The organism is Aureimonas sp. CAS, assembly GCF_059838215.1.
This window is the reverse complement of sequence record NZ_CM187563.1, coordinates 2,931,761-2,943,978: the sequence shown is the minus strand read 5'-3', so window position 1 is coordinate 2,943,978 and position 12,218 is coordinate 2,931,761. Positions and strand designations below refer to the sequence as shown.

General features: G+C 70.1%; 10 protein-coding genes. 5 read left to right on the top strand and 5 right to left on the bottom strand.

Annotation, left to right across the window (positions count from 1 at the left end; all coding sequences use genetic code 11):
• Positions 1–112: 112 nt before the first annotated feature.
• From AC6R2M_RS14130 to AC6R2M_RS14115, 4 genes are read right to left on the bottom strand one after another with little or no spacing between them, the layout of a single operon-like run.
• Positions 113–442 carry a hypothetical protein gene (locus tag AC6R2M_RS14130; RefSeq protein ID WP_500483185.1) on the bottom strand — a complete coding sequence of 110 codons (330 nt, stop codon included), beginning with the start codon at positions 440–442 and terminating at the stop codon, positions 113–115.
• On the bottom strand, positions 439–909 hold the full coding sequence (locus AC6R2M_RS14125; protein WP_500483183.1) for a thiol-disulfide oxidoreductase DCC family protein: 471 nt from the start codon (positions 907–909) through the stop codon (positions 439–441). The genes AC6R2M_RS14130 and AC6R2M_RS14125 overlap by 4 nt, the downstream gene beginning before the upstream one ends.
• Positions 906–3,533, bottom strand: a complete 2,628-nt coding sequence (locus AC6R2M_RS14120) for an AAA family ATPase (RefSeq protein ID WP_500483181.1) — start codon at positions 3,531–3,533, stop codon at positions 906–908. The genes AC6R2M_RS14125 and AC6R2M_RS14120 overlap by 4 nt, the downstream gene beginning before the upstream one ends.
• The gene (locus AC6R2M_RS14115; protein WP_500483179.1) at positions 3,530–4,654 is read right to left on the bottom strand and encodes a metallophosphoesterase family protein; all 1,125 of its coding nucleotides are present in this window, start codon (positions 4,652–4,654) and stop codon (positions 3,530–3,532) included. The genes AC6R2M_RS14120 and AC6R2M_RS14115 overlap by 4 nt, the downstream gene beginning before the upstream one ends.
• Before the next feature lie 239 nt (positions 4,655–4,893).
• Between AC6R2M_RS14115 and AC6R2M_RS14110 the strand changes: the two genes are divergently transcribed.
• Complete coding sequence (locus AC6R2M_RS14110; protein WP_500483177.1) at positions 4,894–6,336, top strand: NAD(P)-dependent oxidoreductase; 1,443 nt, start codon at positions 4,894–4,896, stop codon at positions 6,334–6,336.
• Positions 6,337–6,352: 16 nt separating this feature from the next.
• Positions 6,353–7,699 carry an NAD-dependent dihydropyrimidine dehydrogenase subunit PreA gene (preA, locus tag AC6R2M_RS14105; protein WP_500483175.1) on the top strand — a complete coding sequence of 449 codons (1,347 nt, stop codon included), beginning with the start codon at positions 6,353–6,355 and terminating at the stop codon, positions 7,697–7,699.
• Positions 7,700–7,708: 9 nt separating this feature from the next.
• On the opposite strand, the gene AC6R2M_RS14100 is transcribed toward preA, so the two are convergent.
• On the bottom strand, positions 7,709–8,338 hold the full coding sequence (locus AC6R2M_RS14100; RefSeq protein WP_500483174.1) for a TetR family transcriptional regulator C-terminal domain-containing protein: 630 nt from the start codon (positions 8,336–8,338) through the stop codon (positions 7,709–7,711).
• A gap of 179 nt (positions 8,339–8,517) precedes the next feature.
• On the opposite strand from AC6R2M_RS14100, the gene AC6R2M_RS14095 reads away from it, so the two are divergent.
• From AC6R2M_RS14095 to AC6R2M_RS14085, 3 genes are read left to right on the top strand one after another with little or no spacing between them, the layout of a single operon-like run.
• Complete coding sequence (locus AC6R2M_RS14095; RefSeq protein WP_500483172.1) at positions 8,518–9,768, top strand: Zn-dependent hydrolase; 1,251 nt, start codon at positions 8,518–8,520, stop codon at positions 9,766–9,768.
• A gap of 40 nt (positions 9,769–9,808) precedes the next feature.
• Entirely contained in the window at positions 9,809–11,257 is a 1,449-nt protein-coding gene (hydA, locus tag AC6R2M_RS14090) for a dihydropyrimidinase (protein WP_500483170.1), read from the top strand.
• Positions 11,257–12,093 carry an ABC transporter ATP-binding protein gene (locus tag AC6R2M_RS14085; protein WP_500483168.1) on the top strand — a complete coding sequence of 279 codons (837 nt, stop codon included), beginning with the start codon at positions 11,257–11,259 and terminating at the stop codon, positions 12,091–12,093. The genes hydA and AC6R2M_RS14085 overlap by 1 nt, the downstream gene beginning before the upstream one ends.
• The last annotated feature ends 125 nt before the right edge of the window (positions 12,094–12,218 follow it).

Below are 12,218 nucleotides of genomic sequence, written 5' to 3'. Positions count from 1 at the left end.
ATCGGATGGACCGCTCAGACGACGTCAGCAAAGCCCGCCGCCGCCTCATCGGCAAGTGCCAATCGACGGAAGGGCACCAGAATCTTCCTCTCCGTTCCACATGGTGGACCCGTCAGCGGCGGTCGTCCTCGGGTAGCGCGGCGAACCAGTCGGCATAGGGGCCGTTGCGCGCCATGTGGCGGTTGAGATCCGGGGCGCCGTCGCTCCACCAGACCGGTCCGCGCTCGCCGAGCGCGCGCTTGGCCTCGTCGACCGCCGCCCGTGCTGCGGACATGGCCTCGTCCTTTCCGGCCGACTTCGCGTCGCGCACGGCCCGTCGCGCGTCCATCAGCGCATCGACGAGGCGCTGCCGTTCCGCCTCCGGCAGCGCCGGGTTCGACATGCGCCAGAGCCGCCCGCGCACGACGAAGTAGCGCCCGTCCGGCGTGACGGGATGTTTCACGACGGGCCGCGGGGCATCGCGTCGTCGCACGGGACCTCCGTGAGAAAACGCCTGCGCTGCTCGGGCGACGGCGCCATGCAGGTCTCGCGCCGACCGGCGATGCGGTAGCGATGCCGCGCGATCGTCGCGTAGAGGCCGTCGCGAAGCCGGCGCGGCACGAGGCGCAACAGGCGCGCCCAGCGCCACGGCCGGGGCAGGCGCCGGGCGACGGCGATCGCGGCATCGCTCTTCTCCAGCGCCCTTCCGTGCTCGAAGAAGAGGAAGGTCGAGGGATCGTCCAGCGAGACGCCGTGCCGTTGCGCCAGAGATTGGCCGTAGGGCGATTGCAGGGGCGTGAACAGAATGCGCCGGTCGCGATCGAGCTTGAGGATCGCCGCGACGTTCGCGGAGCAGAAATTGCAGTGCCCGTCGAAGACCATCAGCCCGTCCGGTGCGGACGGATGCCGTTCAATGTCGGGATCCCTCATCCCGGCACCCAGTCGGTCATCGACAGGACGTTGCCGCCGAGCCGCTGGAAGGCGCGCTGGCGGCAGGAGAAGACGATGATCTGCTGGTCGCTCGACTGGCGGTGCAGGGCGTCGAACATCTTCTCGATCCGGTCGTCGTCGGAATAGACCAGCGCGTCGTCGAGGATGACCGGCGCGGGCCGCCCGTCCCGCGCCAGAAGCCGGGCGAAGGCGAGGCGTGTGAGGACGGAGAGCTGTTCGCGCATGCCGCCGCTGAGGCGCTCGACCTCCTCCTCCACGCCGGCGCGGTGGATGGTGCGGGGCAGGAGCGTCTTCTCGTCGAAGGCGATCGTGGCGTCGTCGAAGAGAAGGCCGAGGAGCGGTCTCAGCTCGCTCATGACGGGCCGAAGATAGAGCTCGCGCGCCTTGGAGCGGGCGGTATCCAGGGCGGTGGCGAGACGCTGGAGCAGCGCGACCTCGCGCTCGAAGGACGAGACGCGCGCCTCGGCCGCGCCGAGCGCGTCTCTCGTCTCGCGCCAGTTCTCCTCCACGGCCTCGTCCGACCGCGCGTTGATCTCGGCATTGATGCCGACGAGCTGGTCGCGCAGCGTCTGAATCGCCTTGGCCGAGGCGGAGGCGACCGAGCGCAGGCGCTGAAGCTGCGCTTCCAGGGCGGCGAGGTCGACCCCGTCCGCCGTCAGGCGCTCGACCTCCGTCGCCGTCTCGTCCGCGCGCTCCTGCGCCTCGCGAGAGACCCGCGCCAGATCGGCTTCGCGGGCGCTCCGGCCGTCCTGCGGGCCGAGGATCGCCTCGACGCGCGCGATCTCGCCTTCCAGCCGGGCGAGATCGGCGCGGGCCTGCGCGACAGCCTCGTCGGCGCGCTGGCGCAGCGGCGCGGCGGAGCGGGACGCTTCCCGCGCCTCCTGGCGGCGCGTCTGCGCTTCGCGCAGGCTGGTCTCGGCCGCGTCCGGATCGGCCTTCAGCTCCAGCTCTTCATCCGCCTGCGGGACGTTCGCCGCCACCGCTTCGCGGAGCTTCGCAAGCCCCTCCGGGGCCAGCGCCGAAAGGCGGCCCCGGCCTTCCGAGATCGCGGCCTCGATCCGTTCGGCCTCGACCTGCCGCTCGCGCGCGGCCTTCAGGCTCGAAACATTCAGCGCGGCGAGCGCGGCGCGGCGACGCTCCTCGGCCTTGGCGAGGTCGGCGTCGGTGTCGGCGGGCCGGTCCGCGCGCAGCGTCAGTACGCCGACGCCCGGCACGGTCAGATCGGTCCGGGCGTCGAAGCCCCGAGCCTCGCCCTCGTCCAGCGGCGTCCCGTCCATGGCGACGCGGACCGTCGCGCCCGGCTCGTAGGCGATGATGACGGACGGGCGCGCGGCTTCCGCGAGAGCGCCGAGCCTCGCGATCTCCATCTCGATCGCTTGCAGCGCGTCGACGGCCTTGGGCGAGAGCTTGAGATGGGCGAGCCGCGCCTCGTGCTCCTCGATCATGCGCTGCGCGGCCTCGGCCGCCGCCAGCCGCTCCGTCAGCCCGGTCCGGCGCTCGGCCGCCTCGCGGGCGCGCAGAGCCGTCTGAAGCCGGGCGAGCAGCGCGCGCGCCTCCTCTTCCTGCGTCTCCGCCGCCTCGGCCTGCCGGTTGGCGGCCTCGATGGTCTCGCTCGCCGCATGGCGGCGCTCGGCCGCTTCGGCCCGGCGCGCCTCCGCTTCGGCGACGGCCGAGGCCAGAGCGGTGGAGGCCTGGAGCGCGTCGCGGAAGGTGGCGAGCTCGCGGGTCGCCGCGTCCCGGCGCTCGCGTGCCAGCCTGTGCTCGGCCTGCGCGGCGCGCAGGCGGTCCACCTTCGCCTTCGCGGCCTCGACCGCGGCTTCGGCACGGCCGATCTCCCGGCGTTCCTCGTCGCGATCGGCCTCGGCTTCCAGTTCGGCCAGCCGGCGCTGCGCCGCCTCGCGCTGGTCGAAGAGGCCGCGCAGCGCCGTGACGTCAGCGTTGAGCCTGGCCTCGCTTTCCCGCAAGGCGTCGCGCTCGCGCAGCGCCTGCTCGTAGCGTGCGCCGACCTTCGGACGGCCCGTCGCGGTCACGAGCTCGCCGAGCGCGCCCTGCACGCGCGCCATGATCTCGGCCATGCGGCGCCCGCCGGTGACGGCCTCGACCTCGCCTTGCACCGATTCCAGAAGGCTCGCGCGGACCCGGCTCTCGCGCTCCTCCTCGGCGGGCTTGCGCGCCTCGATGCCGGTGATGCCTTGCCGGACCCAAAGAAGGCCCGCCGGCCCGGCCGTGCCGCCGCGGACCAGTTCGGCGACGAAGTTCTCGGCCTCGTCGGCCTGCGCCAGAAGCCGCCCGGTGGACAGATCGGCGACGCGCGCGGCCCGCCCGGCGAAGAACTGCTTGGCGATGCGGAAGCGGCCGGCCTCCGTCTCGATGTCGGCCTCCACCATCGGGCTTCCGCCCGCATAGGGACGAAGCGCCTTGGCGTCGGCCGCGACGCTGGAATGGTTCAGGAAGAACAAAGCATGCAGCGCCTCGAAGCTCGTCGACTTGCCGAACTCGTTGGCCGCGCACAGGACGTTGACGCCGTCGCCGATGTTCTCGATGGCGACGCCCCGGCCGGCGAAGCGCTTGACGTTGTGGAGCCGCAGCGCGGTGATCTTCATGGCTGCAGGCCCTGCGAATAGGAATAGAGGCGCGCCAGCGCCGCCCGGGCGATGTCGCGCTCCTGCGCCGACCGGTCGGCGCTTTCGGCCTCGGCCAGAAGGGCCTCGGCCGCGTCGCGCAGCGAGCCGGCGCGGTCGATCCGGTCGAGATCCTCGACCTCGTGCTCGGTGGTCAAGCCCTCGAGGTCGAGCTCCAGATGGGCGAAGTCGGGCTCCGCGTCCTCCGCCGCCGAGGCGAGGGCGGTTCGCGCGGCGAGGCTCGCCGTGCCGCTCGCCGCGATGCGGACGAGGCTCTGCCGGCGCTCGGACGGGGAGGGAAGCCTTGCGCCCAGAGCCGCGGCGGGATCGTCGCCCGGCAGAAGATGCAGATCGAGCGTGCGCCAGGAGAAGCCGGCGGTAACGAAGGGCGTCACCGCCGGCGGCGCGCCCGCGCCGCCGATCTCGACCAGAAGCGCCTCGCCCGGCCGCCCGTGCTTGAAGCGGTCGGGTTCCGGCGAGCCGCTGTAGCGTGTGCGCGGGTCGATCGCGACGGGCCCGTGCCAGTCGCCGAGCGCCAGATAGTCGAGCCCGGCGCGCCGCGCCCGGTCCGGCGCCAGGATGCTGTCCGCGTTCGCGTCTTCCGAGAAGCTCTGGACCGCGCCGTGGGCGAGGCCGACGCGGATCGCGCCCTCCGGCGTCGGCGCGCCGTCCATCCAGGCGGTGAGGTCGCGCCCCGGCCGGCGCGTGGTGCAGGGCGCGGGCAGGAGGACGGCGCCGGGCGCGATCTCGATCGGCGCGGCCTCCACCGCCAGCGTGACGTTCTGCGGCTTTTCGCGCGCCAGCGTCTGCCAGAGCGGCGCGGCCTGCAGCGAATCGTGGTTGCCGGGCAGGATCACCCAGCGGATCGCGGCGTGGCTCGCCATCTCGGCCAGAGCCTGACGGCGCACCTGCGGGGAGGGCGTCTCGGTGTCGAACGTGTCGCCGGCCAGAAGCACGGCGCCCGCGCCGTGCTCCCGCGCCTTTGCCGCGAGCCGTCCGATGACGGCGTGCCGCGCCTCGCGCAGCCGGCCCGGCAGGTCGCCGGAGAACTGGCCGAAGCGCTTGCCCAGATGAAGGTCGCTCGAATGGATGAAGCGGATCATGCCTCGCCTTCGCTGCGGGGCGGCCCGGTTCGCGCGCCGCCGTTCCCGTCAGGGTCGAGCATGGCGGCCGCCGGTTGGGCAAGGGAAAATGTCGCTCCGTCGCGCCGGTCTCCGACCAGCGACCGGGCGCCGCGCCCATGGCGGACGCCGACCGGATTTGATCGGATGGTCAAAATTTGAGCTTGACCTCGATTGGGCACGCGGACAGTCTCTTTGGAATGGTTCGAAGGAGATGGTCGATGACAGAAACTCCTCATGCCCCTTCAAGGCCCGTATCCGGACCGGACATCGCGGCGGGGCGGCTCGATCCGCAGACGCTCGCCCGCAACTTCCTCGACCTTCACGCCCCGCTCGACCGGCATGAGGCGCTGGTCGAAAGCGACCGTTGCTACTTCTGCTACGACGCGCCCTGTATGCAGGCCTGCCCGACCTCCATCGACATTCCGCTCTTCATCCGCGAGATCGCAGCCGGCAACGCCGTCGGCGCGGCCAAGACCATCCTTTCCTCCAACATTCTCGGCGGCATGTGCGCGCGCGTCTGCCCGGTGGAGACGCTCTGCGAGGAGGCCTGCGTTCGCGAGGCGGCCGAGGGCAAGCCCGTCAAGATCGGTCTCCTCCAGCGTTATGCGACCGATCATGTCGTGGGCGTGCGCGACCACCCGTTCGAGAGGGCCGAGCCGACGGGCAAGCGCGTCGCGGTGGTGGGCGCCGGGCCTGCGGGCCTCTCCTGCGCCCACCGCCTCGCCATGCTCGGGCACGAGGTCGTGCTCTTCGAGGCGCGTGAGAAGGCGGGCGGGCTGAACGAATACGGCATCGCCTCCTACAAGGCGACGAACGGTTTTGCGCAAAAAGAGGTGGACTTCGTCCTCTCCATCGGCGGCATCGCGCTGCAGACCGGCGTGCGCCTCGGCGAGAACCTGCATCTGGCCGATCTGCGCGAGGAGTTCGACGCGGTCTTCCTCGGGATCGGGCTTGCCGGCGTGAACGCGCTCGGCCACGAGCCGCAGGAGGCGAGCGGCCATCACGACGCCGTCGCCTGGATTTCCGAGCTGCGCCAGACCGTGGACCTCTCGAACCTTCCGGTCGGCCGTCGCGTCGTCGTCATCGGCGGCGGCATGACCGCGATCGACATGGCCGTGCAGGCCAAGGCGCTCGGCGCGGAGGACGTGACGCTCGTCTACCGGCGGGGCCGCGAGACGATGAACGCCTCGCGCTACGAGCAGGAGATCGCGACGGCGCGCGGCGTCCACATCCGCTGCCATCTCTCGCCCAGGCGGCTTCTTCACGAGGGCGGCCATGTCCACGGGATCGAACTCGCCCGCACGCGCGAGGAGGGCGGGCGGCTGGTCGAGACCGGCGAGACTGAGATTCTCAAGGCCGATCAGGTGTTCCGCGCCATCGGCCAGCGCTTTCACCTCGAAGGCGTCGATCTCGACGGGTTCGGCGTGGCGACTGAAGGTGGGCGGCTGCGCGTGGACGCGGAGCGCCGCACCAGCCTGGCCGGCGTCTGGGCCGGCGGCGACTGCGTGGCCGGCGGCGACGATCTGACGGTCGTCGCGGTGGAGGACGGCAAGCAGGCCGCGCTCTCCATCCACGAGGCACTGACGGGAGCCGGCGTCTCGCCCTTCATGATCGGAAACGGCGTCGCGGTCCGCGCCGCCGAACACGCCGCGCAGCTTTAACCCGGAGGAGACCAGCATGGCCGACCTGTCGACCGACTTCATCGGGATCCGCTCGCCGAACCCGTTCTGGCTGGCCTCCGCGCCGCCGACCGACAAGGAATACAACGTCCAGCGCGCCTTCGAGGCGGGCTGGGGCGGCGTGGTCTGGAAGACGCTCGGCTCGGCCGGCTCGCCCGTCGTCAACGTCAACGGCCCGCGCTACGGCGCGATCCACGGACCGGACCGGCGGCTGCTCGGGCTCAACAACATCGAGCTCATCACCGACCGCGACCTGGAAACCAATCTGGAGGAGATCGTCCGGGTCAAGCGCAACTGGCCGGACCGGGCCGTCGTCGTCTCGCTGATGGTGCCCTGCGAGGAGGAGGAATGGCGCTCCATCCTCTCGCGCGTCATGGAGACGGGCTGCGACGGCGTGGAACTGAACTTCGGCTGCCCGCACGGCATGAGCGAGCGCGGCATGGGCTCGGCCGTCGGCCAGGTGCCCGAATATATCGAGATGGTCGCGCGCTGGTGCAAGCAGCACTCGAACCTGCCGGTGATCGTGAAGCTGACGCCCAACATCACCGACATCCGCTATCCGGCGCGCGCCGCGAGGAAGGGCGGAGCGGACGCGGTCTCGCTCATCAACACCATCTCCTCCATCGTCTCGGTCGATCTCGACAGCTTCGCGCCGACGCCCACCATCGACGGCAAGGGCAGCCACGGCGGCTATTGCGGGCCGGCGGTGAAGCCCATCGCGCTGAACATGGTGGCCGAAATCGCCCGCGACCGCGAGACCTACGGCCTGCCGATCTCCGGCATCGGCGGCGTGACGACGTGGCGCGACGCGGCCGAGTTCATCGCGCTCGGCTGCGGCACCGTGCAGGTCTGCACCGCGGCCATGACCTACGGCTTCAAGGTGGTGCAGGAGATGGCCTCGGGCCTCTCCGACTGGATGGACGAGAAGGGCTACGCCTCGATCGAGGACTTCCGGGGCAAGGCGGTGCGCAACGTCACCGACTGGCAGTATCTGAACCTCTCCTACGTGACCAAGGCGAGGATCGATCAGGACAAGTGCATCTCCTGCGGCCGCTGCCACATCGCCTGCGAGGACACCTCGCATCAGGCGATCACCCGGGAAGTGGACGGAAGGCGCCACTTCGAGGTGATCGACGCCGAGTGCGTCGGCTGCAATCTGTGCGTCAATGTCTGCCCGGTGGAGGACTGCATCACCATGGAGCGGATCGAAGGCTTCGACCCGCGCACCAACGCGCCGATCCCCGCCGCCTACACCAACTGGACCGCGCATCCGAACAACCCGATGCGGCGCGAGGCGATGCAGTTCGCGCCCGAGCCGATGGAACTCGCCGAACCGGCGGAGTAGCCTTTCGTGTCAGCGCGGCAGGACGCCCTTGAGGATGATCGACAGCACCGCCTCGGCGGCGCTGTCGTGAAAGTCCGGCCGGTCGCTCGCCTCCGGCAGGACGGCGCGCACCTGCGTCTCGAAGTCGGCGTAATGCTGGGTCGCGGCCCAGATGAGGAAGACCAGATGGGCCGGATCGACGCGGGCGAGGCGCCCTTCGTCCATCCAGCCGGCGAGAATGCCCGCCTTGCGCGCCACGAGGTCCCGCAAGGGACCGCGCAGGAACGGGCCGATGACGGGCGCGCCGTGCAGCACCTCGTTGGCGAAGAGGCGCGAATCCTCCGGCCGCTCGGCCGAAAGGCGCATCTTGGCGAGGATGTAGCGGCGCAGCTCCGCCTCCGGATCGCCCGAAGGGTCGAGCGCCGCGAAGGGCGAGAGCCAGGCCTCCAGCGTGCCCTCCAGCACGGCGCGGTAGATGTCCTCCTTGCGGCGGAAATAATAAAGAAGGTTGGTCTTCGACATGCCGCAGGCGCGGGCGATCTCCTCCACGCTCGCGGCCTTGAAGCCGCGTGCGGAGAAGATCGTCAGCGCCGCTTCGAGGATGGCCTTTCGGTTCTCCGCCTGGATCCGGGTCGCGGGCGGAGGGGAGGATTCGGTCACGCGCGGGCCGTTCGTTCTGCTGCTCTTTTGCGCAATGGTGGACGATGCCGAGGCAGGGTGCAATCGCGCTTGACCGCCTTGGGGCCCTCTCCTAGCCTCGCCTCCATCCGGCCCGTCGAGCCGCCTTCGGGCGCTCCTTTCGAAGCAACGGGCCGCGACCGACAGGGACGACCAATCGCATGAACATGGCATCGAACATCCAGACCGACGGTGAGCGGCTCTGGGAGACGCTGATGGAGATGGCCAAGATCGGCCCCGGCGTCGCGGGCGGCAACAACCGGCAGACGCTGACGGACGAGGATTCCGAAGGCCGCCATCTCTTCCGCCGCTGGTGCGAGGCCGCCGGCCTCACCATGTCGGTCGACACGATGGGCAACATGTTCTTCCGGCGCGAGGGCGCCGAGCCGGACCTTCCGCCCGTCTACATGGGTTCGCATCTCGACACCCAGCCGACCGGCGGCAAGTTCGACGGCGTGCTCGGCGTTCTCGGCGCGCTGGAGGTGGCGCGCACGCTGAACGACCTCGACATCCGCACGCGACACCCGATCGTCGTCGTCAACTGGACGAACGAGGAGGGCACGCGCTTCGCCCCCGCCATGATCGCCTCCGGCGTCTTCGCCGGCATCCACGAGGAGGAGTGGGCGAAGGGCCGGACGGATTCCAAGGGCAAGCGCTTCGGCGACGAGCTGAAGCGCATCGGCTGGGAGGGCGAGGAGCCCGTCGGAAAGGACCGTCCCATCCACGCGCTGTTCGAACTCCACATCGAGCAGGGTCCGATCCTGGAGGACGAGGGGATCGACGTCGGCGTCGTGACCCACGGGCAGGGGCTCTACTGGCTGGAGGTCACGCTGACGGGCCGCGACACGCACACCGGCTCCACCCCCATGCCCAAGCGCCGCAACGCCGGTCTCGGCATGGCGCGGGTCGTCGAGCTCGTCCACGAGACCGCGATGGACTTCCAGCCCGACGCCGTCGGCGCCGTCGGCCATGTCGAAATCTATCCGAACTCTCGCAACGTCGTGCCCGGCAAGTGCGTCTTCACCATCGACATCCGTTCTCCCGACAAGGCGATCCTGGAGGCGATGCGCGAGCGCATCGAGGACGGCATCGACACGATCGCCGAAGCGCTCGACATCGATGCGAGCGTGGACGAGGTCGGCCATTTCGATCCGGTGACCTTCGACGAGGGGTGCGTTTCGACCGTTCGCGCGGCGGCCGAGCGTCTCGGCTACTCGCACCGGAACATCGTGTCGGGTGCCGGCCACGACGCGTGCTGGATCAATCGCATCGCGCCGACCGCGATGATCTTCACCCCCTGCGTCGACGGCCTCAGCCACAATGAGGCGGAGGAGATTTCCAGGGAATGGGCCAAGGCCGGCACGGACGTCCTGCTCCAGGCGGTCGTCGAGACGGCGGGGATCGTGGAGTGAGGTCGATCGTGCCGACGCCTGACAGGGAGCAGCGAACCGCATGAGCATCGTCATCAGGGGCGGCACCGTCGTCACCGCCGACAGGACGTTCAAGGCCGACGTCCTGATCGAGGGTGAGACCATCGTCGCGGTCGGCGAGGGGCTTTCAGGCGACGAGACGATCGACGCCTCGGGCGCCTATGTCATGCCGGGCGGCATCGACCCGCACACGCATATGGAAATGCCCTTCATGGGCACCCATTCGGCGGACGATTTCGACACCGGTACCGCCGCCGGCCTTTCGGGTGGCACGACGATGACGGTGGACTTCTGCCTGCCGGCGCCGGGGCAGGGCCTGATCGACGCGTTGCGGGAATGGCACCAGAAGGCGGGCAAGGCGCGGGCCGACTACTCCTTCCACATGGCGATCACCTGGTGGGGAAGCCAGGTCTTCGACGACATGCCGAAGGTCGTCGCGGAGGGCATCAACAGCTTCAAGCACTTCATGGCGTACAAGGGCGCCCTGATGGTGAACGACGACGAGATGTTCGCCTCGTTCCAGCGCTGCGCCGAGCTGGGCGCGCTGCCGCTCGTGCACGCCGAGAACGGCGACGTCGTCGCCTCGCTCCAGCAGAAGCTTCTGGCTGCCGGCAATGACGGGCCGGAGGCCCACGCCTATTCCCGCCCGCCGGAGGTGGAGGGCGAGGCGACCAACCGCGCCATCATGATCGCCGATCAGGCCGGCGTGCCGCTCTACGTCGTCCACGTCTCCTGCGAGCAGAGCCACGAGGCGATCCGCCGGGCGCGCGCCAAGGGGATGCGCGTCTTCGGCGAGCCGCTGATCCAGCATCTGACGCTGGACGAGAGCGAGTATCGCAACCCCGACTGGGACCATGCGGCGCGCCGCGTGATGAGCCCGCCCTTCCGCGACAAGGCGAACCAGGATTCGCTCTGGGCGGGCCTTGCCTCCGGCTCGCTGCAGGTGGTGGCGACGGACCATTGCGCATTCACCGCCGCACAGAAGCGGATGGGGCTCGGCGACTTCACCAAGATCCCGAACGGCACCGGCGGGCTGGAGGACCGGATGCCGGTTCTCTGGACGAAGGGCGTCGCCACCGGCCGCCTGACCATGAACGAGTTCGTCGCGGTCACCTCCACCAACATCGCCAAGATCTTGAACGTCTATCCGAAGAAGGGCGCGATCCTGCCGGGCGCGGACGCCGACATCGTGATCTGGGATCCGTCTGCGACCAAGACCATCACGGCCGCCAGGCAGAAATCCGCCATCGAATACAACGTCTTCGAGGGCTTCGAGGTGACGGGCCTGCCGGCGATCGTCCTCTCGCGCGGGCGCGTCGCCTATCGGGACGGAGAGGTGCGGGCGGGCACGGGCGACGGGCGCTTCGTCAGGCGCGAGGCGAACGCCCCGGTGAACCGCGCGCTCTCCACCTGGAAGGACCTCGTCGCCCCGCGCAAGGTGGAGCGCTCGGGCATTCCGGCGGGGGTCTGATGTCGCTCGCGACCGCTCCGCTTCCCGGCCGCGCCGACCGGGCCACTCCGGCGGTCGCGCCCGATGCGGCCGTGGAGGCGCGGCGGCTGTCCCTGACCTTCCAGGCAGCGGACGGGCCGGTTCACGCGCTGAAGGACATCGATCTCACCATCGGGCGCGGCGAGTTCGTCTCGCTCATCGGCCCGTCCGGCTGCGGAAAGACGACGCTGCTTCGCGTCATCGCCGATCTGGAGCGGCCGAGCGCGGGCTCCATCGCGGTGAACGGCATGAGCCCTGAACAGGCGCGCCTCGCGCGTGCCTATGGCTACGTCTTCCAGGCCGCCGCACTCTATCCCTGGCGCACGATCGAGAAGAACGTTGCGCTGCCGCTGGAGATCATGGGGTTCGGGAAGGCGGACCGGGCCGAACGCATCGCCCGCAATCTCGAGCTCGTCGGCTTGAAGGGCTTCGAGCGCAAGTTCCCCTGGCAGCTCTCCGGCGGCATGCAGCAGCGCGCCTCGATCGCCCGCGCGCTCTCCTTCGATCCCGACCTGCTCCTGATGGACGAGCCCTTCGGCGCGCTCGACGAGATCGTCCGCGACCGGCTGAACGAAGAGCTCCTGAAGCTCTGGGCCAAGACGCGGAAGACGGTCGTCTTCGTCACCCACTCGATCCCCGAGGCCGTGTTCCTCTCGACCAGGATCGTGGTGATGAGCCCGAGGCCCGGGCGGATCCAGGACGTAGTCGACTGCGACCTCGGGCCGGACCGCCCGCTGGAGATCCGCGAGACGCCGAAATTCCTTCAGATCGCCCACCGCGTTCGCGAAGGCCTGCGCGCGGGGCATTCGTATGATTGAGGGTGTACCCTCACCCGGACGCATCGCCCTGGCGATGCGTCCACCCTCTCCCGCAAGCGGGAGAGGAATGGTGGTGCCTTCTGAGACCTGTACGGTGAGCCGCCATTCTTCTCCCCTCCGGGGAG